The organism is Neisseria maigaei, from assembly GCF_958267405.1.
In the GTDB taxonomy this organism is placed as follows: domain Bacteria; phylum Pseudomonadota; class Gammaproteobacteria; order Burkholderiales; family Neisseriaceae; genus Neisseria; species Neisseria bergeri.
Map to the genome: position 1 here is coordinate 97,968 of NZ_CATQFT010000038.1, position 22,558 is coordinate 120,525.

39 protein-coding genes are annotated in these 22,558 nt (G+C 45.7%); 4 read left to right on the top strand and 35 right to left on the bottom strand.

The features are described 5' to 3' along the window. Positions 1-39: 39 nt before the first annotated feature. From lpxA to Q3O06_RS07050, 4 genes are all read left to right on the top strand, one after another. A complete protein-coding gene (lpxA, locus tag Q3O06_RS07035) occupies positions 40-816 on the top strand; it encodes an acyl-ACP--UDP-N-acetylglucosamine O-acyltransferase (protein WP_301818234.1) in 777 nt (258 codons plus the stop codon). 100 nt (positions 817-916) lie between these two features. After that, on the top strand, positions 917-3,754 hold the full coding sequence (locus Q3O06_RS07040; protein ID WP_301818254.1) for a valine--tRNA ligase: 2,838 nt from the start codon (positions 917-919) through the stop codon (positions 3,752-3,754). 74 nt (positions 3,755-3,828) lie between these two features. After that, positions 3,829-4,056 (top strand): enterochelin ABC transporter, encoded by a 228-nt coding sequence (locus Q3O06_RS07045; protein WP_301818235.1) that lies wholly within the window; start codon positions 3,829-3,831, stop codon positions 4,054-4,056. A gap of 17 nt (positions 4,057-4,073) precedes the next feature. Beyond that, positions 4,074-4,538: a hypothetical protein gene (locus Q3O06_RS07050; protein WP_301818236.1), complete on the top strand. Its 465-nt coding sequence runs from the start codon at positions 4,074-4,076 to the stop codon at positions 4,536-4,538. 89 nt (positions 4,539-4,627) lie between these two features. Here the strand turns inward: Q3O06_RS07050 and oxyR are convergent, their stop codons facing one another. The 35 genes from oxyR to Q3O06_RS07225 all read right to left on the bottom strand — a co-directional run. Further along, positions 4,628-5,548 carry a LysR family transcriptional regulator OxyR gene (gene oxyR / locus Q3O06_RS07055; protein WP_002215466.1) on the bottom strand — a complete coding sequence of 307 codons (921 nt, stop codon included), beginning with the start codon at positions 5,546-5,548 and terminating at the stop codon, positions 4,628-4,630. Between the two features lie 3 nt (positions 5,549-5,551). Then, positions 5,552-5,815, bottom strand: coding sequence for a cell division topological specificity factor MinE (minE, locus tag Q3O06_RS07060; RefSeq protein WP_003749826.1), 264 nt, complete (start codon positions 5,813-5,815; stop codon positions 5,552-5,554). A 3-nt stretch (positions 5,816-5,818) separates the two neighbouring features. Further along, positions 5,819-6,634, bottom strand: a complete 816-nt coding sequence (gene minD / locus Q3O06_RS07065) for a septum site-determining protein MinD (protein ID WP_003690053.1) — start codon at positions 6,632-6,634, stop codon at positions 5,819-5,821. Positions 6,635-6,662: 28 nt separating this feature from the next. Beyond that, positions 6,663-7,376, bottom strand: a complete 714-nt coding sequence (gene minC / locus Q3O06_RS07070) for a septum site-determining protein MinC (protein ID WP_301818237.1) — start codon at positions 7,374-7,376, stop codon at positions 6,663-6,665. A gap of 146 nt (positions 7,377-7,522) precedes the next feature. Then, positions 7,523-7,891, bottom strand: coding sequence for a 50S ribosomal protein L17 (gene rplQ, locus Q3O06_RS07075; RefSeq protein WP_002216251.1), 369 nt, complete (start codon positions 7,889-7,891; stop codon positions 7,523-7,525). Between the two features lie 23 nt (positions 7,892-7,914). After that, a complete protein-coding gene (locus Q3O06_RS07080; RefSeq protein ID WP_301818238.1) occupies positions 7,915-8,901 on the bottom strand; it encodes a DNA-directed RNA polymerase subunit alpha in 987 nt (328 codons plus the stop codon). Between the two features lie 25 nt (positions 8,902-8,926). Beyond that, a complete protein-coding gene (gene rpsD / locus Q3O06_RS07085; protein WP_301667506.1) occupies positions 8,927-9,547 on the bottom strand; it encodes a 30S ribosomal protein S4 in 621 nt (206 codons plus the stop codon). Between the two features lie 19 nt (positions 9,548-9,566). Next, positions 9,567-9,962 (bottom strand): 30S ribosomal protein S11, encoded by a 396-nt coding sequence (gene rpsK, locus Q3O06_RS07090; protein WP_002216249.1) that lies wholly within the window; start codon positions 9,960-9,962, stop codon positions 9,567-9,569. A gap of 19 nt (positions 9,963-9,981) precedes the next feature. Further along, entirely contained in the window at positions 9,982-10,344 is a 363-nt protein-coding gene (gene rpsM, locus Q3O06_RS07095; RefSeq protein ID WP_301818239.1) for a 30S ribosomal protein S13, read from the bottom strand. A gap of 65 nt (positions 10,345-10,409) precedes the next feature. Then, the gene (gene rpmJ, locus Q3O06_RS07100; RefSeq protein ID WP_003697674.1) at positions 10,410-10,523 is read right to left on the bottom strand and encodes a 50S ribosomal protein L36; all 114 of its coding nucleotides are present in this window, start codon (positions 10,521-10,523) and stop codon (positions 10,410-10,412) included. 20 nt (positions 10,524-10,543) lie between these two features. Continuing rightward, positions 10,544-10,762 (bottom strand): translation initiation factor IF-1, encoded by a 219-nt coding sequence (gene infA / locus Q3O06_RS07105; RefSeq protein WP_002215452.1) that lies wholly within the window; start codon positions 10,760-10,762, stop codon positions 10,544-10,546. Positions 10,763-10,766: 4 nt separating this feature from the next. Next, on the bottom strand, positions 10,767-12,077 hold the full coding sequence (gene secY / locus Q3O06_RS07110; RefSeq protein ID WP_301669754.1) for a preprotein translocase subunit SecY: 1,311 nt from the start codon (positions 12,075-12,077) through the stop codon (positions 10,767-10,769). Between the two features lie 11 nt (positions 12,078-12,088). Next, on the bottom strand, positions 12,089-12,523 hold the full coding sequence (gene rplO / locus Q3O06_RS07115; RefSeq protein WP_107819964.1) for a 50S ribosomal protein L15: 435 nt from the start codon (positions 12,521-12,523) through the stop codon (positions 12,089-12,091). 1 nt (position 12,524) lies between these two features. Further along, the gene (rpmD, locus tag Q3O06_RS07120) at positions 12,525-12,710 is read right to left on the bottom strand and encodes a 50S ribosomal protein L30 (RefSeq protein ID WP_003684808.1); all 186 of its coding nucleotides are present in this window, start codon (positions 12,708-12,710) and stop codon (positions 12,525-12,527) included. Next, positions 12,703-13,221: a 30S ribosomal protein S5 gene (gene rpsE, locus Q3O06_RS07125; RefSeq protein WP_003684704.1), complete on the bottom strand. Its 519-nt coding sequence runs from the start codon at positions 13,219-13,221 to the stop codon at positions 12,703-12,705. Before rpsE ends, rpmD begins: the two co-directional genes overlap by 8 nt. Positions 13,222-13,238: 17 nt before the next feature. Then, complete coding sequence (gene rplR / locus Q3O06_RS07130; RefSeq protein WP_003749287.1) at positions 13,239-13,592, bottom strand: 50S ribosomal protein L18; 354 nt, start codon at positions 13,590-13,592, stop codon at positions 13,239-13,241. Between the two features lie 13 nt (positions 13,593-13,605). Beyond that, positions 13,606-14,139 (bottom strand): 50S ribosomal protein L6, encoded by a 534-nt coding sequence (gene rplF, locus Q3O06_RS07135; protein ID WP_301818240.1) that lies wholly within the window; start codon positions 14,137-14,139, stop codon positions 13,606-13,608. Between the two features lie 13 nt (positions 14,140-14,152). Further along, positions 14,153-14,545 (bottom strand): 30S ribosomal protein S8, encoded by a 393-nt coding sequence (gene rpsH / locus Q3O06_RS07140; RefSeq protein ID WP_118792935.1) that lies wholly within the window; start codon positions 14,543-14,545, stop codon positions 14,153-14,155. A 14-nt stretch (positions 14,546-14,559) separates the two neighbouring features. Further along, complete coding sequence (rpsN, locus tag Q3O06_RS07145) at positions 14,560-14,865, bottom strand: 30S ribosomal protein S14 (protein WP_003675888.1); 306 nt, start codon at positions 14,863-14,865, stop codon at positions 14,560-14,562. A 2-nt stretch (positions 14,866-14,867) separates the two neighbouring features. Beyond that, positions 14,868-15,407 (bottom strand): 50S ribosomal protein L5, encoded by a 540-nt coding sequence (gene rplE, locus Q3O06_RS07150; RefSeq protein ID WP_003684750.1) that lies wholly within the window; start codon positions 15,405-15,407, stop codon positions 14,868-14,870. Between the two features lie 9 nt (positions 15,408-15,416). Next, positions 15,417-15,740: a 50S ribosomal protein L24 gene (gene rplX / locus Q3O06_RS07155; protein ID WP_301818241.1), complete on the bottom strand. Its 324-nt coding sequence runs from the start codon at positions 15,738-15,740 to the stop codon at positions 15,417-15,419. A gap of 11 nt (positions 15,741-15,751) precedes the next feature. Then, entirely contained in the window at positions 15,752-16,120 is a 369-nt protein-coding gene (gene rplN, locus Q3O06_RS07160) for a 50S ribosomal protein L14 (protein ID WP_002215434.1), read from the bottom strand. A 221-nt stretch (positions 16,121-16,341) separates the two neighbouring features. Then, the gene (rpsQ, locus tag Q3O06_RS07165) at positions 16,342-16,605 is read right to left on the bottom strand and encodes a 30S ribosomal protein S17 (protein ID WP_301818242.1); all 264 of its coding nucleotides are present in this window, start codon (positions 16,603-16,605) and stop codon (positions 16,342-16,344) included. Next, positions 16,605-16,796 (bottom strand): 50S ribosomal protein L29, encoded by a 192-nt coding sequence (gene rpmC, locus Q3O06_RS07170; protein WP_002215432.1) that lies wholly within the window; start codon positions 16,794-16,796, stop codon positions 16,605-16,607. Before rpmC ends, rpsQ begins: the two co-directional genes overlap by 1 nt. Continuing rightward, positions 16,796-17,212: a 50S ribosomal protein L16 gene (gene rplP, locus Q3O06_RS07175; RefSeq protein WP_003749802.1), complete on the bottom strand. Its 417-nt coding sequence runs from the start codon at positions 17,210-17,212 to the stop codon at positions 16,796-16,798. Before rplP ends, rpmC begins: the two co-directional genes overlap by 1 nt. Further along, positions 17,196-17,888 carry a 30S ribosomal protein S3 gene (gene rpsC, locus Q3O06_RS07180; protein ID WP_003749800.1) on the bottom strand — a complete coding sequence of 231 codons (693 nt, stop codon included), beginning with the start codon at positions 17,886-17,888 and terminating at the stop codon, positions 17,196-17,198. The genes rplP and rpsC overlap by 17 nt, the downstream gene beginning before the upstream one ends. Positions 17,889-17,897: 9 nt before the next feature. Beyond that, a complete protein-coding gene (gene rplV / locus Q3O06_RS07185; RefSeq protein ID WP_002215424.1) occupies positions 17,898-18,227 on the bottom strand; it encodes a 50S ribosomal protein L22 in 330 nt (109 codons plus the stop codon). 8 nt (positions 18,228-18,235) lie between these two features. Next, complete coding sequence (rpsS, locus tag Q3O06_RS07190; protein ID WP_002215422.1) at positions 18,236-18,514, bottom strand: 30S ribosomal protein S19; 279 nt, start codon at positions 18,512-18,514, stop codon at positions 18,236-18,238. Between the two features lie 5 nt (positions 18,515-18,519). Next, a complete protein-coding gene (rplB, locus tag Q3O06_RS07195; protein ID WP_003742892.1) occupies positions 18,520-19,353 on the bottom strand; it encodes a 50S ribosomal protein L2 in 834 nt (277 codons plus the stop codon). Positions 19,354-19,358: 5 nt separating this feature from the next. Then, positions 19,359-19,673 carry a 50S ribosomal protein L23 gene (gene rplW, locus Q3O06_RS07200; RefSeq protein WP_002231529.1) on the bottom strand — a complete coding sequence of 105 codons (315 nt, stop codon included), beginning with the start codon at positions 19,671-19,673 and terminating at the stop codon, positions 19,359-19,361. Further along, positions 19,670-20,290, bottom strand: a complete 621-nt coding sequence (gene rplD, locus Q3O06_RS07205; protein WP_301818243.1) for a 50S ribosomal protein L4 — start codon at positions 20,288-20,290, stop codon at positions 19,670-19,672. Before rplD ends, rplW begins: the two co-directional genes overlap by 4 nt. Then, a complete protein-coding gene (rplC, locus tag Q3O06_RS07210; protein WP_040668774.1) occupies positions 20,290-20,934 on the bottom strand; it encodes a 50S ribosomal protein L3 in 645 nt (214 codons plus the stop codon). Before rplC ends, rplD begins: the two co-directional genes overlap by 1 nt. Positions 20,935-21,152: 218 nt before the next feature. Then, on the bottom strand, positions 21,153-21,662 hold the full coding sequence (locus tag Q3O06_RS07215) for a GTPase family protein (RefSeq protein ID WP_301818244.1): 510 nt from the start codon (positions 21,660-21,662) through the stop codon (positions 21,153-21,155). Positions 21,663-21,962: 300 nt separating this feature from the next. Continuing rightward, positions 21,963-22,274 (bottom strand): 30S ribosomal protein S10, encoded by a 312-nt coding sequence (rpsJ, locus tag Q3O06_RS07220; protein WP_002642322.1) that lies wholly within the window; start codon positions 22,272-22,274, stop codon positions 21,963-21,965. 17 nt (positions 22,275-22,291) lie between these two features. Beyond that, a partial coding sequence (locus Q3O06_RS07225; RefSeq protein WP_086435591.1) for an EF-Tu C-terminal domain-related protein occupies positions 22,292-22,558 on the bottom strand: 267 nt, incomplete at its 5' end.

Consider the following 22,558-nt stretch of genomic DNA (forward strand, 5'->3'; position numbering starts at 1 on the left):
TCTATTATTTGTCTTAACAAGCAGCGGAGTATTAAAAACATGACCCTTATCCACCCGACCGCCGTCATCGACCCCAAAGCCGAACTCGACTCCAGCGTCAAAGTCGGCGCGTACACCGTTATCGGCCCCAACGTCCAAATCGGCGCGAATACAGAAATCGGCCCGCACGCCGTCATCAACGGTCATACCACCATCGGCGAAAACAACCGCATTTTCCAATTTGCCAGCCTCGGCGAAATCCCGCAGGACAAAAAATACCGCGACGAGCCGACCAAGCTGATTATCGGCAACGGCAACACCATCCGCGAATTCACCACCTTTAATTTAGGCACGGTAACCGGCATCGGCGAAACACGCGTCGGCGACGGCAACTGGATTATGGCGTACTGCCACCTAGCGCACGACTGCGTCATCGGCAACCACACCATTTTCGCCAACAACGCCTCGCTTGCCGGACACGTTACCGTCGGCGACTACGTCGTTTTGGGCGGCTACACGCTGGTTTTCCAATTCTGCCGCATCGGCGACTACGCCATGACCGCCTTCGCCGCAGGCGTACACAAAGACGTACCGCCCTACTTTATGGCATCGGGCTACCGCGCCGAACCGGCGGGGCTCAACAGCGAAGGCATGCGCCGCAACGGTTTTACCGCAGAGCAGATTTCCGCCGTCAAAGACGTGTACAAAACCCTCTACCATCGCGGCATTCCGTTTGAAGAAGCCAAGGCAGACATTCTCCGCCGCGCCGAAACCCAAGCCGAGCTTGCCGTATTCCGAGACTTTTTCGCACAATCGACGCGCGGCATCATCCGCTGACCGTACCCTTTTAATGCCGTCTGAAACCTCCAAAAGCGTTTCAGACGGCATTTGCGCTATAATTCAAACCATCAAATCATCTTATTTCTCAGGGCTTCATATGTTAGACAAATACTCCCCCGCCGAAATCGAATCCAAACACTATCAAAACTGGGAAAGCCAAGGCTATTTCCAACCTGATATGGATTTGACGAAACCGTCTTTCTCCATCCAACTGCCGCCGCCCAATGTAACCGGCACGCTGCACATGGGTCATGCCTTCAACCAAACCATTATGGACGGACTGACCCGCTACTACCGCATGAAAGGCTACAACACCGCCTGGATTCCGGGCACCGACCACGCGGGCATCGCCACGCAAATCGTGGTCGAGCGTCAGCTTGCCGCGCAAAACGTGTCCCGTCATGACTTGGGCCGCGAAAAATTCTTGGAAAAAGTGTGGGAATGGAAAGAAGTGTCCGGCGGCACGATTACCCAACAAATGCGCCGCGTGGGCTGCTCTGCCGACTGGACGCGCGAGTATTTCACGATGGACGACGTGCGCGCCGAAACCGTGACCGAAGTGTTCGTACGCCTGTATGAACAGGGCTTGATTTATCGCGGCAAACGCCTGGTAAATTGGGATCCCGTTCTTGGCACGGCGGTATCGGATTTGGAAGTGGAAAGCGTGGAAGAACAAGGCTCTATGTGGCATATCCGCTATCCACTGGCGGGCAATCCCGCCGAAGCCGTTATCGTGGCAACCACCCGTCCTGAAACGCTGCTGGGCGACGTTGCCGTTGCCGTCAATCCCGAAGACGAACGTTACACCCACTTAATCGGCAAAGAATTAATCCTGCCGCTGACCGGCCGCACCATTCCGGTTATCGCCGACGAATACGTTGAAAAAGACTTCGGTACCGGCTGCGTGAAAATCACGCCTGCGCACGACTTCAACGACTATGAAGTCGGCAAACGCCACGACACGCGCCTAATTAACGTGTTCGATTTGGAAGCCAAAGTGCTGGCAAACGCCGAAGTGTTCAACTTCAAAGGCGAAGCGCAACAAGGCTTTGCCCTGCCTGAAAAATATGCAGGCTTAGACCGCTTTGCCGCGCGCAAACAAATGGTTGCCGATTTGCAGGAACAAGGCCTGTTGGTCGAAATCAAAGCGCACACGCTGATGACGCCGAAAGGCGACCGCACAGGTTCGGTGATTGAGCCGATGCTGACCAGCCAATGGTTTGTTGCCATGTCCGCCACGCCAAACGGCGGCGAACCTGACAGCGAATTCAAAGGCTTAAGCCTCGCCGACAAAGCCAAAAAAGCCGTCGACAGCGGCGCGGTACGCTTTATCCCCGAAAACTGGGTCAATACCTACAACCAATGGATGAACAACATCCAAGACTGGTGCATCTCGCGCCAACTGTGGTGGGGTCATCAAATCCCTGCATGGTACGACGAAGCAGGCAATGTGTACGTTGCCCGCAATCAGGAAGAAGCTGAAAAACAAGCCGGCAAAACCGGTTTGACCCGCGAAGAAGACGTACTGGATACATGGTTCTCCTCCGCGCTCGTGCCGTTCTCCACACTCGGCTGGCCGTCTGAAACCGACGAACTCAAAGCCTTCCTGCCGTCCAATGTCTTGGTTACCGGCTACGAAATCATCTTCTTCTGGGTGGCGCGCATGATTATGATGACCACCCACTTCACCGGCAAAGTGCCGTTTAAAGACGTGTATATCCACGGCATCGTGCGCGACCACGAAGGCAAAAAAATGTCCAAATCCGAAGGCAACGTCATCGACCCTGTGGATTTGATTGACGGCATCGACTTGGACAAATTACTGGTGAAACGCACGACAGGCCTGCGCAAACCCGAAACCGCGCCGAAAGTGGAAGAAGCCACGAAAAAACTCTTCCCCGAAGGTATCCCCAGCATGGGCGCGGACGCATTGCGCTTCACCATGGCGAGCTATGCCAGCTTGGGGCGCAGCGTAAACTTCGACTTCAAACGCGCCGAAGGCTACCGCAACTTCTGCAACAAAATCTGGAACGCCACCAACTTCGTCTTGATGAACACCGAAAACCAAGACTGCGGCTACGGCGCAACCGCCACCGAGCCGCTCGGCTACTCCTTCCCCGATATGTGGATCATAGGCCGTCTGAATCAGACCATCGAGCAGGTTACACAAGCCTATGAAACCTACCGCTTTGATTTGGCGGCGGAAACCCTGTACAGCTTCGTGTGGAACGACTATTGCGACTGGTATTTGGAACTCGCCAAAGTACAGCTCCAAACCGGCTGCGCCAGCCGCCAACGCGCCACACGCCATACCTTATTGTGCGTACTCGAAGCCGCCCTGCGCCTGCTGCACCCGATTATCCCGTTCATCACCGAAGAATTGTGGCAAACCGTCGCCCCTATGTGCGACGCGAAAACCGCCGACAGCATCATGCTCGCCCGCTTCCCCGAAGCCGACGGCGGCGAGATTGTTCAGACGGCATTCGGGCAAATGACCGTGTTGCAGGATTTGATTGGCGCAGTCCGCAACCTGCGCGGCGAAATGGGCATCCAGCCCAACGTGAAAGCCCCGCTGTTTGTCGAAAGCGCGGACGACTTGGCGGACTACCTCAAATACCTGCCGATGATGACCCGCCTGACCGAAGCACGGCAAGTCGCCGCCCTGCCCGAAAGCGAAGACGCGCCCGTCGCCGTCTGCAACGGCGCGCGCCTGATGTTGAAAGTCGAAATCGACAAAGCTGCCGAAACCGCCCGTTTGAGTAAAGAAGCCGAGAAGCTGCAAAAAGCCTTGGACAAACTCAATGCCAAACTCTCCAAACCCGGCTACACCGAAAAAGCCCCGGCGCATCTGGTGGAAAAAGACAAAGCCGATTTAGCAGAGTTGGAAGACAAAATGGCGAAAGTTCAAACGCAGTTGGCGAAGTTGAAAGACTGATTTGATTGAATAAATAATGCCGTCTGAAAACCTGAAACCGGGGTTTTCAGACGGCCTCCTCAAAAGGAAATCAAATGATGGACTTCATCGTTCCTATATTGCTCATCGTCGCCATCGTCGTACTTCATATTCATACCTGCTTTACCGAAGCCGTCCACCTCAACAAATGGCGGCCGTGGCTGATTATTCTATTGTTGATTCTGACCGGCACTTGGTTTATCTACTTCGTCAGCCGTACCGCACTGATGAAGCTGGGTGTCCAACTGGTGCTGATTGCCGGCCTCGTGATTTACATCTCTTGAACGTCAAAGGAAATACGATGAAACTCTTTATTCTGCCGGTACTTTTATCCGCAACAACCGCCTTAGCTTCTCCGATTGTCGGTACATGGCATTGCATCGGCACTGATGAAAACATTCACGGTGATGCAAAAGTCGAATATCTTCAGGACGGCAGTTTCCGTGGCGATGCTATACTCAAAATTGATGATGACGGCAATATCTTGGCATACCGTGTTGTCGGCTCAGGGAAATGGCGTTTTGAAAACAATGCCTTGACGGAAAGCCAAATCAAATATAGCGAAGTTTCACGACAGCACAGCCCCGAAACGCTGGCGTGGTTGGAAAAGTCGGAGGATGGACGACTCTTGGAAAGCATGATGTACACCGGATTGGTCGCGCAGATGGACAAACCCGGTAAAGATGATGTGTATCAACTGGATAAATCAGGCAAATTAGTGTCCGAAGACGGAATTTCCCGTGATGTATGTACGAAAGTGCAGTAAAAAACACTTGCAGATTAGATAAGTTTGTCTGATTGATGACTAGATAACAAATGCCGTCTGAAACCCGTTTCAGACGGCATTGCCTGCGCCTAGTCGCGGATAAAACTTACCCCGTGAAGCTGCGACTGCATAATCGCCGCCTTCATCGCCGACAACGCCTTCGGACGGACAAAATTGCGGCGGTACGCCAATACGACCCGCCGGCTTGGCGGCGTACCCTCAAACGGAATAATGCTGAACAGCATATGATCGTTCTCGGTCAGTGCGGTTGCCGGCAACACGCTGATTGCCAAACCGCTGGCGACCATATGGCGGATTGTATTGATCGAGCTGCCCTGCAATGTATTGGTCAGCCCCTGTATGCGTTGTTTCGCCGCCAATTCGGAACAGCTTGAGAGCACCTGATCCCGCATACAGTTGCCTTCCGTCAGCAGCAAAACCTGCTCCTCACCCAGCATCCGGGGCGAAACGGCATCCAGTTCCTCAAATGAATGCCCTTTCGGGACAATCACGAAAAACGGCTCGTCATACAAGGGTTCGGTAACAATGCCCGGCTCTTGAAACGGTTCGGCAACGATAATCGCGTCAACGTCCCCGCGTTTGAGCGACTCGGTCAAAGTATGCGTGTAATTCTCTTCCAACATCAAAGGCATTTTCGGTGCAGTACGGCGCAACGAGACAATCAGTTTCGGCAGCAGGTACGGCGCAACCGTAAAAATCAGCCCGAGTTTGAACGCACCCTCCAGCTCGTTTTGTTCTTCATTTGCCAAATGCCTGATAAGCTCCGCCTCTTCCAACACCTTACGCGCCTGTGCGACGATACGTTCCCCCGCCTCGGTCGTAATAATATCGTTGCTGCTCCGGTCAAACAAAGAGACGGCAAGCTCTTCTTCCAATTTCTTAATGGCAATAGACAAAGTGGGCTGGCTGACAAAACAACGCCGCGCCGCCCTGCCGAAATGACGTTCTTGGGCGACTGCGACGATGTACCGCAATTCGGTTAAGGTCATGTCCTATACCTTTTTCTGTTCCGGCAAAGTAATGTTCAACTCAAGCACATCCATACCATCCTGCTTTTCTTGGGAAATACGGATATTGTCTAATGAAACATTCACATATTTGGACAGGACTTCCATCAACTCTTTACGTAAAGTCGGCAGGTAATCCGGAGCCTGACCTTCTTGGGCGCGCTCTTGGGCAATGATGATTTGAAGGCGGTCGCGGGCAACGGTTGCCGTTTTCTGCTTTCTACCGAATAAAAGTTCGATCAATGACATACCTTATCCTCCGAACAGACGTTTGAAGAAGCTTTTTTTCTCAGCTTCCAAGAAACGCATTTCACGGTTCTCACCCAAAAGACGGGCAATAACGTCCTTATATGCCTCGGAAGCCGCTACGCTGTCCTGATGGATGACCGGTTCTCCGGAATTGGATGCCTGCAAGACGTTTTGGGATTCGGGAATCACACCCAGCAAAGGAATACGCAGAATATCGCAAATATCTTGTACAGACAGCATTTCGCCTTTTGCCACACGTTCGGGAGAATAACGCGTAATCAACAGATGTTCTTTAACCGAACCGCCTTGCTCTGCCTTACGGGATTTGCTTTGCAAAATTCCCAAAATCCTGTCGGAGTCACGCACACTGGAAACCTCAGGATTGGTCGTTACAATGGCTTCATCAGCAAAATACAACGCCATCAATGCACCCTGCTCAATACCGGCGGGAGAGTCGCAAATAATATACTCAAAGCCCATTTTCTTGCCGGACAGCTCCTGCATCACTTTTTCGACACCCTCGCGTGTCAAAGCGTCTTTATCCCGAGTCTGGGAAGCCGGCAAAATAAACAGGTTTTCACAATTTTTATCTTTAATCAAAGCCTGGTTGAGTGTCGCCTCACCCTGAATGACATTGATCAGGTCATAAACGACACGACGCTCGCAACCCATAATGAGGTCGAGGTTACGCAAGCCCACATCAAAATCAATTACCGCCGTTTTATATCCGCGTAATGCCAAACCTGTCGCAATACTTGCGCTGGTAGTCGTTTTACCGACACCGCCCTTACCTGAAGTTACTACAATAATTTTTGCCACAATATTTCCTTTTCAAAATATCAAACAATTACTCTGAGCCAATTGCACTGATAACCAATCGGTTATCCTGCAACAATATCTGTACCGGCTGCTTGTGCAGATGGTCCGGCAAATCCTGTTCAAAATTACGGTAAATACCCGCCACAGAAACCAGTTCTGCCTGCATGGAGTGGATAAATATGCGGGCAGAAGTATCGCCTTTGGCACCGGCCAAAGCACGCCCCCTCATCGGCGCATAAATATGTATATTGCCATCCGCAATCAATTCCGCCCCCTGACTGACCGCCCCTGTAACAATCAAATCGCCATCTTCGGCATAAACCTGCTGACCGGTACGGACAGGGGATGTAATCAATACTGTTTTCCTTGCTTTCTGACCATCCTCCGTTTTCTGCACCTCAACCTGACCCAGTTCTTTAACATTTTCCGAATGAGACAGACAAAATAGCAAATGATACTTCATAGCCACAGCAGCCCAACGTTCATCAGAATGCTTCAGACCCAAAATTTGCATACCATGCCTTGAAAACAACGAAACCAATGCAGCAAAATCCAAAGACTCGGGATAATCAAACTCTTGAACATCCAGAACAAATGGAACAACACCAGACTCTTGAAACTTCTTGCCCAATTTGACCAGCACATCTTCCAAATCAAACAAGTCTGATGTATGCAAAGATATAGACAATACGTCCATCTTTGTCGACTTTATATCGAAGGCATTCATCATATAGACCATCATAGAATTTTTTAATGATATAAGTTTACCGCGCAAACCTTAGCTATTCAATTAATATTTTAAACATGATAGCCAATACTCTATTACCTATCAGATATTGCAAAAATAACGCCACCTGCTTTTCGGCAGATGGCGTTATATGACTAAAATTACTCAGCAGCCGGTTTGTCAACCAATTCAACCAGTGCCAGAGGTGCATTATCACCTTTACGGAATCCGTATTTCAACACTCGAACATAACCACCGTTACGAGCAGTAAAACGAGGACCTAAATCGCCAAACAGTTTTACTACAACATCACGGTCGCGAGTACGGTCAAATGCCAAACGGCGGTTTGCCAATGACGGCTTTTTACCCAATGTAATCAACGGCTCTACTACACGGCGCAATTCCTTGGCCTTAGGCAGAGTTGTTACAATAGTTTCGTGAGTCAATAATGAATTCGCCATATTACGCAGCATTGCAGCACGATGACTGCTGGTACGGTTTAATTTGCGATTGCCATTACGATGACGCATATCAATTATCCTTTAATTCTTCATTAAGGCTTTTCCAAGCCTACAGGTGGCCATGCTTCCAACTTAGAACCCAGTGTCAAACCTTTAGATGCCAATACTTCCTTAATCTCATTCAAAGATTTACGTCCCAAATTCGGCGTTTTAAGAAGCTCGGTTTCAGTGCGTTGAATCAAATCGCCAATATAATAAATATCCTCAGCTTTCAAACAATTAGCTGAACGTACTGTCAATTCCAGATCATCCACCGGACGCAAAAGAACAGGGTCGATAGGAGGTGCTTTTTCTTCAACCTCCTCCACAGGCGTACCCTGCAAATCAGCAAAAATAGACATCTGATCAATCAAAATACGTGCCGCACTGCGTACAGCTTCCTCAGGATCAATAGAACCGTCGGTTTCGATATCCAAAACCAACTTATCAAGATCCGTCCGCTGCTCTACACGTGCAGGTTCAACCTCAAAGCTAACACGGCTGATGGGCGAAAAGCTCGCATCCAACTGGATTGCACCAATCTGACGGTTCTCATCACGAACTACCTGACGACCTGAAACAGATTGATAACCACGACCTTGCTCTACTTTAATTTCCATCTCAATTTGACCGTTATCAGCCAAATGACAAATGACATGACCAGGATTCAGAATTTCTACATCATGCGGCAACTCAATATCACCGGCAGATACGATACCTGAACCTGATTTCTTCAACACAAGTTGAACTTGGCTACGACCATGGAGCTTAAATACAATACCTTTAATATTCAGCAAAATGTCAACAACATCTTCCTGAACACCATCAAGAGTAGAATATTCGTGTAATACACCGGCAATAGCCACTTCAGTAGGAGCAAAACCATTCATGGATGACAGTAAGATACGGCGCAAAGCATTACCTAAGGTATGACCGAAACCACGTTCAAATGGTTGCATAGATACTTTTGCACGAGTTGCAGAAAAAGTATTTACATCAATTTGACGAGGTTTCAAAAATTCGGTTGTGCTATTCTGCATTTAACTGTCCCTCACTGAGCTAGCATTATTTAGAGTAGAACTCTACCACCAGCTGTTCATTAATATCACCGGTCAATTCCGAGCGATCCGGCATGTTTTTGAACACACCCTCAAGTTTATCTGCATCTACAGAAACCCAACCCGGCAAGCCGATTTGAGTTGCCAAACCCAATGCTTCTTGAATACGTACCTGTTTTTTGGCTTTTTCACGAACCGAGACAACATCACCAGCTTTCACTTGGAAAGAAGGAATATTGACAACTTGTCCATTTACAGCTATCGCCTTATGAGAAACAAGCTGTCTTGCTTCAGCTCGGGTAGAACCGAAACCCATACGATAAACGACATTATCCAAACGAGATTCCAGCAATTGCAACAGCAACTCGCCAGTAGAACCTTTACGACGATCAGCTTCTGCGAAATAACGACGGAACTGACGTTCTAATACGCCATAAATACGGCGGATTTTTTGTTTTTCACGCAACTGCAAACCATAGTCTGACAAACGCGGTTTTTTTGCACCATGCTGACCGGGAGCGGAATCCATTTTACATTTAGAATCCAAAGAGCGGCGCGCACTCTTCAAAAACAAATCCGTACCTTCGCGACGTGCCAACTTACATTTAGGGCCAATATAACGTGCCATGTTTCAAATCACTCCAATATTAAATACGACGTTTTTTAGGCGGACGGCAACCGTTATGAGGCAACGGGGTAACGTCAGTAATGCTGGTAATCTTGAAACCAAGAGCATTCAAAGCACGTACAGAGGATTCGCGACCAGGACCTGGACCTTTAATACGAACCTCTAAATTTTTAACGCCATACTCTTGGGCAACTTTACCAGCTGCTTCTGCTGCAACTTGTGCTGCAAATGGTGTACTTTTACGAGAACCTTTAAAACCAGCGCCGCCAGAGGTAGCCCAAGACAACGCATTGCCTTGACGGTCAGTGATTGTAATGATGGTATTGTTGAAAGATGCATGAACGTGCACAATACCCTCACTCACGGTTTTACGTACTTTTTTACGTACACGTGAAGCTGTGTTTGCTTTAGCCATTAATAAAATTCCTTAAAATTTATTTCTTACCAGCAATCGCTTTACGCGGACCTTTGCGGGTACGCGCATTTGTACGAGTGCGTTGACCGCGGCATGGTAAGCCGCGACGATGACGGAAACCACGATAGCAGCCCATGTCCATCAATCGCTTGATACTCATAGTTACTTCACGACGCAAATCACCTTCTACTTCATACCTGGCAACTTGATCACGTAAAGCATCTAATTGAGTCTCGTCCAAATCTTTTGCTTTAGTATCAGGCGCAATATTTGCAGCCTCACAAATCAATTTAGCACGAGTAGCACCAATACCGTAAATAGCCTGAAGACCAATTACGATGTGTGCGTTATTAGGGATATTTACCCCTGCAATACGAGCCATATTTTTTCCTTTTTAGGGCAAAGTGTGTCACTATATCACAGAATCACATTAAAAGAAATATTCCATTAACCTTGACGCTGTTTGTGACGGGGATCAGTACAAATTACACGAACTACACGATTTCGACGAATAATCTTGCAATTTCGGCAAATTTTCTTAACAGATGGTTGTACACGCATTTTATTTTCCTTTTATTGGTTTATCTTGCTCTGAAAACAATTCGAGCCCTAGTTAGATCATAAGGTGTCAGCTCTACTGTGACCTTATCTCCCGGAGAAATACGAATGTAATGCATCCGCATCTTCCCAGAAATATGACCCAATACAATATGGTCATTCTCAAGTTTTACTTTAAATGTTGCATTAGGTAAAGTTTCAAGAATTTCACCTTGCATTTGGATAGTATCTTCTTTCGCCATAATTCTATTTCCGAGAAAATGATTTCATTTCTGAACGAGTCATTAACTTATCATACTGTTGAGTAAGCCTATACGAATTTATTTGTGTACTAAAATCCATCGTTACAACAACTAGAATCAACAAAGACGTGCCACCCAAATAAAAAGGTACATTTAAAACCGTAGTTAAGAACTCTGGAATTAAACAAATAGTTGTAATATAAAGAGCTCCAAACAATGTCAAACGTAATACAACTTTTTCTAAATACCTAGAGGTCTGCTCACCAGGTCTAATCCCAGGAACAAAAGCACCACTCTTTTTTAAATTCTCTGCCATTTCTTTAGGGCTAAAAAACAAAGCCGTATAAAAATAACAAAAGAAAATAACTGTCGCTGCAAATAAAGCCATATACAGCAATTGACCGTGTTGTAACAATCCAGCTATTTTGTGCAAAACACTATTTGTATCAGCCGAACCAAACCAACCTAAAAGAGTAGATGGAAATAGAATAATACTGGAAGCAAAAATTGGGGGAATAACACCAGCCATATTCAACTTGAAAGGCATATGCGTATTTTGACTACCCACCCCGCCATTAAACTGGCGTTTTGCATAATGAATAGGAATCTTCCGCTGTGCACTTTCAAAGTATACAACCAAATAAATTAATAATAAGGCACCAAATACAACAAGCAACGCCGTAAGCATACTCATAGAACCTTGGTTCGTCAGTGTAACCAGCTTTGCAATACCCGAAGGAATACCTGAAGCAATACCTGCCGTAATAATTAAAGAAATACCGTTCCCGATACCCCTTTCAGTAATTTGCTCCCCAAGCCACATAAGAAACATGGTTCCCGTTACCAAAGAAACTACCGTGGAAACATGAAACTCAAATGAACTTGTTACAACAACTCCTTGCTGAAATACGAAAGATGCAACACCTAGACTTTGAAGAATTGCTAACAAAACAGTACCATACCTAGTATATTTCGTAATTACCTTTCTACCAGCCTCCCCTTCTTTTTTTAAAGCCTTCAATGACGGCAAAATTTCAGAAGCGAGCTGTACAATAATAGAAGCTGAAATATATGGCATGATTCCTATTGCAAATATACTAAAGCGCTCTAACGACCCACCGGAAAACATATTCAACATTCCCAGGATGCCGTTTCCAGCGCTTTCGTATAATTTAGCTAAAGCAACAGCATCAACTCCAGGTACGGGTATATGGGCACCAATTCGAAAAACAATCAATGCTCCAAATAGAAACAAAAGACGTTTCTTAAGATCTCCAAACTTGGATAAACCTGATGACGTTTGTTGATTAGCCACAATATTAAACCTTACATTTCAATCTTACCACCAGCAGCCTCGATAGCAGCTCTCGCACCTTTGGTAACTTTAATACCCCTCAAAGCAACTGCCTTAGAAATTTCACCAGAAGCAATAACTTTAACATTAGAGACTGTAGATGCAATCAGACCTGCTTGCTTTAAGACCAAAATATCAATCTCATTAACAGCAATTGATTCCAGTTCACTTAAACGAAGCTGTGCATTAGCTGATGCTGTTAAAGATTTAAAACCTCTTTTAGGGAGGCGTCGTTGCAAGGGCATTTGACCACCCTCGAAACCCACCTTATGAAACCCACCAGACCGGCTCTTTTGACCTTTATGACCACGACCACCTGTTTTACCAAGACCACTACCAATACCGCGTCCAACACGACGACTAGCGTGAGTAGCACCCTCAGCAGGTTGAATAGTATTCAAAAACATATTAAGACTCCACTTTCAACAAGTAGCTGATTTTATTGATCATACCACGGTTTTCAGGGGTATCCAAAACCTCTACTGTATGCTCACGACGACGCAAACCTAAGCCACGAGCACAAGCACGATGAGATTCAATTGTACCGATCAGGCTCTTAACCAATGTAACTTTAATCTTTTTTTGCTCAGTCATGGTTAGCTCCCAAAATATCTTCTACTGTCAAGCCACGTTTAGCGGCAATATCAGCAGGGGTATACAGTTTAGACAAACCGTCTAATGTAGCACGTACAATATTGTAAGGGTTAGTAGAACCATGCACTTTGGCTGAGATATTATGGATACCCATAGCATCAAATACTAAACGCATTGGACCACCAGCTTTTACACCGCTACCTTCTTTAGCAGGTTGCATAAATACTTTAGTAGCGCCATGACGACCAATAACTTCATGATGAATAGTACCATTTTTCAAAGGTACTTTAATCATAGAGCGGCGTGCTTGATCCATTGCTTTTTGAACAGCAACTGGCACTTCTTTTGATTTACCCTTACCCATACCGATGCGACCATCACCATCACCAACAACAGTCAGTGCAGAGAAAGCCATGATACGACCACCTTTAACTACTTTGGTTACACGGTTAACTGCGACCATCTTTTCAATCAGGCCGTCACCGCGTTCTTCAATTTCATGTTTTGCCATCTGAAAGTCTCCAAATATTAGAAGCTTAAACCATTTTCACGTGCAGCTTCAGCCAAAGCTTTCACACGACCGTGATATTGGAAACCTGAACGGTCAAAAGCAACTTTTTCAACACCTACTGCTTTAGCTTTTTCAGCAATACGCTTACCAACTACAGCTGCTGCTTCAACGTTGCTACCTGATTTCAGGCTACTACGTACTTCAGCTTCCAATGTAGAGGCTTGAGCCAATACTTTATCACCTTCAGCACTAATTACTTGAGCATAAATATGATTATTGCTGCGGAACACACATAATCTTACCATTTTCAAGTCCGCAATACGCGCACGGGTTTTGCGTGCACGACGGAGTCGGGTTGTATGTTTATCCATTAGTGAACCTCAATTATTTTTTCTTGGCTTCTTTCATCACTACTACTTCACCTACATAACGAACACCTTTGCCTTTATAAGGCTCAGGAGAGCGGAATGCACGAATTTCAGCAGCGACTTGGCCAACCACTTGTTTATCTGCACCAGTCAAAACGATTTCTGTTTGGCTAGGAGTTTGAACAGAAACACCTTCAGGCATTTCGTATACGATTGGATGAGAGAAACCCAAAGACAAGTTCAAAACTTTGCCTTGCGCTTGGGCACGATAACCCACACCAATCAATTGAAGTTTTTTCTCAAAACCTTCAGAAACACCCTTAACCATGTTATTAACCAATGCACGAGCAGTACCAGACATAGCATTAGCCTGTTTACTGTCATTTTTTGCAGCAAAAGTCAATTTACCATCGTTTAGTTCAATAGCAACATCGGAATGCAAAGAAAAGGACAGTTCGCCATGTTTACCTTTGATTACCAATGCATCTGTTCCGAATTTTACTTCTACACCAGCAGGAACAGTCACTGGGTTTTTTGCGACGCGTGACATTTACATTTCTCCACTAGGCTACGATGCACAACAACTCACCACCAACACCCTCAGAACGGGCTTTGCGATCAGTCATCACACCTTTAGAAGTACTAACAATAGCAACACCCAAGCCATTCATTACGCTAGGGATCTCGCTTGATGCTTTGTAAATACGCAAACCAGGACGTGAAACACGTTTAATTTGCTCAATCACAGGGCAACCTGCATAGTATTTCAATTGAATTTCCAATACCGGTTTTGCATCAGCAGAAACCGTAAAATCCTCGATATAGCCTTCATCTTTCAGAACTTTTGCAATTGCACATTTCAATTTTGAAGAAGGCATGGCAACAGCTGCTTTATTAGCACGTTGCGCATTGCGAATACGAGTCAACATATCGGAAATAGGATCATGCATACTCATTATTTATACTCCTATTACCAGCTAGCTTTAACAACACCAGGAATCTCGCCACGCATAGCGATTTCACGGATTTTAATACGACCCAAACCAAATTTACGGAAAGTGCCACGAGGACGACCTGTCAAGGCACAACGACGACGTTGACGTACAGGTGCTGCATTACGCGGAATGGATTGAAATTTCAAACGTGCCTCAAAACGCTCTTCTTCAGTCGCATCTGCATCATTAATAACAGCAAAAATTGCCTCACGTTTAGCTGCAAATTTTTTTGCCAATGCCTGACGTTTCAGCTCACGATTAATAAGTGCTTTCTTAGCCATGATTATCCTTTAAACGGAAACTTGAACAGTGACAACAAAGCTTTCGCTTCTTCATCGGTTTTTGCTGTAGTAGTAATAGTAATATTCAAACCACGCAAAGCATCAATTTTATCGTATTCAATTTCCGGGAAAATAATTTGCTCACGAACACCCATATTGTAATTGCCACGACCATCAAATGACTTACCACTTACACCACGAAAATCTCGAACACGAGGCAATGCAATAGTAATCAAACGGTCCAAAAATTCAAACATTTGATCACGGCGCAAAGTAACTTTACAACCGACAGGGTAGTTGTCACGAATTTTAAAACCTGCGATAGATTTACGAGCAACCGTAACAACCGGTTTTTGGCCAGCAATTTTCTCTAAATCTGAAACAGCATGCTCCATGACTTTTTTATCAGCAACAGCTTCACCTACACCCATATTCAAGGTAATTTTCTCAATGCGTGGAACTTCCATTACTGATTTGTAACCAAATTGTTTAACCAATTCAGGAACAACTGTATCTTTATAAAACTCTCTCAAACGAGCCATGTTATCTCCTTATGCTCCAATGATAGAGCCATTTGATTTGAAGAAACGAACGCGTTTAACTTTGCCTTCATTTTCAATCAGCTTAATACCAACACGGTCTGCTTTATTAGTTTCCGGATTCAGGATTGCAACATTAGAAATATCTAAAGGCATTTCTTTAGTAATAATGCCACCCTCAATACCACGCATCGGATTAGGTTTTTGATGGCGTTTCACAACATTCACACCTTCAACAACAACTTTATCACCCAATACTCGAACTACCTGACCTTGCTTACCTTTATCTTTACCGACAATTACTACAACCTGATCGCCTTTAATGATTTTATTCATCGCGCTATTCCTTATAATACTTCAGGCGCCAATGAAACGATTTTCATAAATCGCTCAGTACGCAATTCACGGGTTACCGGACCAAAAATACGAGTACCCAAGGGTTCAAGTTTATTATTCAATAATACAGCAGCGTTATTATCAAATTTAATTAACGCGCCATCTGGACGACGCACACCCTTAGCAGTACGAACAACTACTGCATTGTATACATCACCTTTTTTGACGCGACCACGCGGGGCTGCATCTTTAACTGCAACTTTAATAATATCGCCAACAGAAGCGTAGCGACGCTTAGATCCACCTAATACCTTGATACACATTACACGTCGTGCACCAGAGTTATCAGCCACATCTAAGATGGTCTGCATTTGAATCATATTAGTACCTTTAAATTAACCAACTTAATTTACCACTTTCATATAACTTACACCCAACTACAGATGCTCATTAAATGAAACCATCAAGGTTCTAGTAAACCAGTCTTGGATCCCGAAGGGGAGAACTTCCAGAAGAAACTGAAAGATAAGAAACGAAGTTTACACTCAAATTCACTTTGGCGCAATACTTCGTTTCCTATTAAAGCTAACTGTCTTAATTTTTAAACAGTACGCGCTTTCTCAACCAGTTCTTTAACAACCCAAGATTTGGTTTTCGACAGTGGACGAGATTCCGCAATTACTACTACATCACCAATTCCATATTGATTATTTTCATCATGGGCATGGATTTTAGTAGATAATCGAATAATCTTACCATACAGCGGATGTTTTACTTTACGCTCAACCAATACTGTTACGGTTTTATCCATTTTGTCGCTTACTACTTTGCCTTGCAAAGTACGAACATTTTTAGTTTCGCTCATTACTTAGCACCTTTTTCAGTTAAAACGGTTTTAATACGAGCAATATCGCGACGTACACGTTTCAATTCACTTGGTTTGCCTAATTGACCAGTAGCGTTTTGCATACGTAAGCCAAACTGAGCTTTCAACAAGTCCAACAAATCTGCATTCAACTGCTCAACGGATTTGTCTTTCAATTCATTTGCTTTCATTATTGACCCACCTGTCTTACTACAAAGGTTGTAGGAATAGGCAATTTGGCAGCAGCCAACTCGAATGCTTCACGAGCCAGTTCCTCTGGAACGCCATCCATTTCATACAACACTTTACCTGGTTTAATTTCGGCAATGTAATATTCCACGTTACCTTTACCGCCACCCATACGAACTTGAATAGGCTTTTCAGTAATCGGTTTATCAGGGAATACACGAATCCAAATACGACCACCACGTTTGATGTGACGGGTCATTGTACGACGAGCAGCTTCGATTTGACGGGCAGTCAAACGACCACGACCTACGGCTTTCAAGCCGAACTCACCGAAACTTACCTTATTACCGCGAGTAGCGATGCCAGTATTACGACCCTTTTGTTGCTTACGGTATTTCAGTCTAGTTGGCTGCAGCATTACGTCTACCTGCCTTTCTTTGTTTACTCTCATGTTCAGGTTTGGAAGATTTAATATTGCCTTCCGTATAAACCCAAACTTTCAGACCCAATACACCATATGTGGTGTGCGCTTCGCTGGTTGCATAATCTACATTTGCACGTAAAGTATGCAGTGGCACGCGACCTTCACGATACCATTCGCTACGGGCAATATCCGCACCATTCAGACGGCCTGAAGTCATAATCTTAATGCCTTTAGCACCAGAACGCATTGCATTTTGCATTGCTCGTTTCATAGCACGACGGAATTGAACGCGTTTTTCCAACTGCTGGGCAATTCCGTCAGCAATAATTTGAGCATCCAACTCAGGACGGCGGATCTCTTCAATATTTACATGAACAGGCACACCCATCAAGGCTTGCAAGTCACGTTTCAAAACTTCGATATCCTCACCTTTTTTACCGATAACCACACCCGGACGAGCAGAGTGAATGGTAATGCGTGCAGATTTTGCAGGACGTTCAATAACTACTCGACCAACCGAAGCATTGGCCAATTTTTGACGCAAATAATTGCGAACATCGATATCCTGCTTCAAAACAGTAGAAAAGTCGGTGCTTTTAGCAAACCATTTTGAAGCCCAGTCTTTAGTTACCGCCAGGCGAAAGCCTGTAGGGTTAATCTTTTGTCCCATAGCTTTTCCTTAGTTACCCACTGTCACATTGATATGACAAGTTTGTTTTTCGATGCGGTTACCGCGACCTTTGGCGCGAGCTTGAAAACGTTTCAAGCTTGGGCCTTTGTCAACAAAGATAGTTACCACTTTCAGTTCATCAATGTCCGCACCGTTATTGTGCTCGGCATTAGCAATAGCTGACTCCAATACTTTTTTGATCAGCTCGGCACCTTTTTTAGGACTGAAAGCCAAAATATTCAAAGCTTGGGCAACGTCTTTACCACGAATCAAATCAGCTACCAAACGAGCCTTTTGAGCAGAGATACGGGCATTTTTATGTTGTGCATTTACTCTCATGATTCACCTTATTTCTTTTTAGCCTTTTTATCGGCCAGGTGGCCTTTAAAGGTACGGGTCAATGAGAATTCGCCTAATTTATGACCAACCATATTGTCGCTGATAAACACAGGCACATGGGTGCGACCGTTGTGCACGGCAATGGTCAGACCGATAAAATCAGGCAGAATGGTAGAACGACGAGACCAAGTTTTAATCGGGCGTTTGTCGTTGCTTGCGCGAGCAGCATCTACTTTTTTCAGCAAATGCAGGTCTACATATGGGCCTTTTTTCAATGAACGAGCCATACTAATTAACCTTTATTTGAGTAACGGCGACGAACAATCATGTTATCCGTGCGTTTGTTATTACGAGTGCGGTAGCCTTTAGCAGGAGTACCCCATGGGCTAACCGGTTCGCGAGCTTCACCGGTACGACCTTCACCACCACCATGCGGGTGATCGACAGGGTTCATGACAACACCACGAACGGTCGGACGAATACCGCGCCAACGATTGGCGCCGGCTTTACCGATTTTTTTCAGGCTTTGCTCTTCGTTACCGACTTCACCGATGGTTGCACGGCAATCTACGTTGATTTTACGAACTTCGCCAGAGCGCAGACGGACTTGAGCATATGCACCTTCTTTAGCCAGCAATACCGCAGAAGCACCGGCAGAACGTGCAATTTGCGCACCTTTGCCAGGTTTCATTTCGATACAGTGGATAGTCGTACCAACGGGGATGTTGCGGATCGGCAGGGTGTTACCTACTTTGATGGCAGCTTCAGCACCGGAAACCAATACAGCACCGGCTTGAATACCGCGAGGAGCGATGATATAGCGACGCTCACCGTCTGCATAGCACAACAGTGCAATGAAGGCAGTACGGTTAGGATCGTATTCGATACGCTCTACTTTTGCAGGGATACCGTCTTTGTTACGTTTAAAGTCTACAACACGGTAATGGTGTTTATGACCGCCGCCTTTGTGACGGGTGGTGATATGACCATTATTGTTACGACCGGCAGTAGAATTTTTCTTTTCGAGCAAAGGTGCATAAGGCGCACCTTTGTGCAAACCTTCTGTTACCACGCGAACCATGCCGCGACGGCCTGCAGAAGTTGGCTTCATTTTAACGATTGCCATTTTGTTTATTCCTTATCTGCAGCTGCAGCAGCGGCTTCCAAATCCAACTCTTGACCGGCAGCCAAGCTTACATAAGCTTTTTTAACATCGCTGCGGCGGCCCAAAGTACGACCAAAACGCTTAGTTTTACCTTTAGTAGTAACGGTAGTTACAGAAGCAACTTGAACACCGAACAGCAGCTCAACAGCAGCTTTGATTTCAGGTTTGGTTGCATTTGCCAAAACTTTAAACGTCATTTGGTTGCGTTTTTCAGCCAATACGTTGCTTTTTTCAGAAACGATAGGTGCCAAAATCACTTGAGTCAAACGTTGTTGATTCATACCCATTGCTCCTCTAATTGTGCAACTGCATCTTTAGTGATGATTACTTTTTTGTAACGTAGCAAGCTGTAAGGATCAACTTGTTGAGCTTCTAAAACCAACACGTTTGGCAAGTTGCGTGAAGCCAAGTAAACATTCTCATCGAGCTGTTTGGTTACAAACAGCACTTGCTCCAAACCCAGATTTTTCACTTGTTCAGCAAAAACTTTGGTTTTAGGAGTTTCAGCAGTCAACGCTTCGATAGCAAACAAACGCTCATCACGGGCCAATTGGGACAGGATAGTCGCCATACCGGCACGGTACATTTTACGGTTTACTTTTTGAGTAAAGTTTTCGTCGGGTTTGTTCGGGAACGCACGACCACCTTTACGCCACAGCGGAGAAGAAGTCATACCGGAACGGGCACGGCCGGTACCTTTTTGGCGCCATGGTTTTTTGGTTGAGTGTTTTACTTCGGCACGGGTTTTTTGAGCGCGGTTACCAGAGCGGGCATTTGCCAAGTAGGCATTTACCAGCTGATGAACCAACGCTTCATTGTATTCGCGGGCGAACAAAGTATCAGAAACAGACAGGCTGCCTGAAACTTGTCCTTTAGCGTCAATTACTTTCAATTCCATTACGCACCTACTTTCACGCTAGGACGAACTACAACATCGCTGTTGACCGCACCCGGAACAGCACCCTTAACCAACAGTAGTTGGCGTTCTGCATCAACACGGACAACTTCCAATTTTTGAACAGTTGCTTTGGTGTTGCCGTATTGGCCGGCCATGCGTTTACCGGGGAACACGCGACCCGGGTCTTGCGCCATACCGATAGAACCTGGAACACGGTGAGAACGGGAGTTACCGTGGGAAGTACGTTGGGCACCGAAGTTATGACGTTTGATCGTGCCGGAGAAACCTTTACCTTTAGAGGTACCGGTTACATCGACCAGTTGACCGACTTCAAACATAGAAACGGTGATTTCGTCACCGGCTTTCAATTCAGCCAGTTTTTCTTCAGCCAAAGCAAACTCGATCAAACCGCGACCGGCTTCAACACCTGCTTTTGCAAAGTGTCCAGCTTCGGCTTTATTGACACGGTTAGCTTTTTTCTGACCAAAGGTAACTTGAACGGCAGTATAGCCGTCAGTATCTTTGGATTTTACTTGTGTAACGCGGTTGGCAGACATATCCAAAACGGTTACCGGAACAGAAACACCCTGTTCGTCGAACACGCGGGTCATACCAACTTTGCGTCCAACCAGACCTAAAGTCATGATTATTTTCCTTTTAAAGTAAAGGGACAGGCTACGATTGGCCTGTCTTTCAGACAAAGTTAAACTTGGCACAAATGTACCAAGCTGGGTATTATATCCGACAAGTCAAAGAAATATCAACAGAAATATCAGAAATATCTTCAATATGCCGTCTGAAGCGTTTTGAATCTTCAGACGGCATAGGGCCGGATGCTTTTAAAGGGGTCGGTATCCGACCATCACGGCGTATGCATCTTTCTCCGACAAACCGGGATATGGTTGATGACTGCATCCATTATTTCTTTGAGATGGTAGCTTTCGTATGCCGAATAGTAAACGGGTTTGGAAATCTGCAAACCTGTCGCTTCCAGAATCCTTTTTTGTACCGATTCGGCCTTCTCGTCTAGAAACTGTTGCAAAGCCGGCTGCGGCTGATGCAGCACCTTATCCCAATAACGTCCTTTCATCGCCATATCCGCCTGATTAATCGCAACAATAACCCTATCCGGATCAATCATTTTAAGGATAACGCCCCTCAATAAATCATAGGCCGTACCCAAATCGCGGGAGCTGCCGTCAAGGATAACGAACACCAAATCTATCCGGTCCCAGTGCCCATCCGAATGAGTGTAGGTTTTGGACAGGACATCGATCAGTTTTTCCCGATATGCGCGGTCAGCCCCCTTCCCGTCACCCAAACCTGCGCTGTCCCAAAACCGCAACACATCGTCTTGAGAATAAAACATCATCCATCCTTAGAATCAGATGGATGCTTCTGCCCAAACCAAGCCCGATTCTACCTTTCTTCGGGGGGGGGCAAGCCTTAGGAAGGCTATTGATAAAAAATATCCTGTTTTGTTCACTAAAAAATATCGGGTAATGCCGTCTGAAAATTTTTGAAGCACAAAAATAGGCCGGTTTCGCCGGCCGCACTGTTTTTTTTGATTTTGTCGTTTTGCCTTAAACCTGTTTGCCGCCGCATATTTTCAGACGGCATAACATAAAAAATCCCCAAGCATTGATTGCTTGGGGATTTTCAACAGCCCTGATTATTGGACTTTGATTTCTACATCAACACCGGCCGGCAAATCCAGCTTCATCAGCGCATCGGTAGTTTTGTCGGTCCAATCCACGATGTCCATCAGGCGCAAGTGGGTGCGGATTTCCAATTGTTCACGGGAAGTTTTGTTCACGTGCGGAGAACGCAAAATGTTGAAACGCTCGATTTTAGTCGGCAACGGAATCGGACCTTTTACAACGGCACCGGTACGTTTGGCAGTTTCAACGATTTCTTGCGCAGAACGGTCAATCAGACTGTAATCATAAGCTTTCAAGCGGATACGGATTTTTTGGTTTGCCATTTATCAATATCCCTCAATTAAGCGATTACAGAAGAAACCACACCCGCACCTACGGTACGGCCGCCTTCGCGAATCGCAAAGCGCAGACCTTCTTCCATAGCGATAGGCGCAATCAGTTCTACGGTGATGGTTACGTTTTCACCCGGCATTACCATTTCCACACCTTCTTCCAAAGTAACCGCGCCGGTTACGTCGGTGGTACGGAAGTAGAATTGGGGACGGTAGTTGGCGAAGAACGGAGTATGGCGGCCGCCCTCTTCTTTACTCAGTACGTATACTTCTGC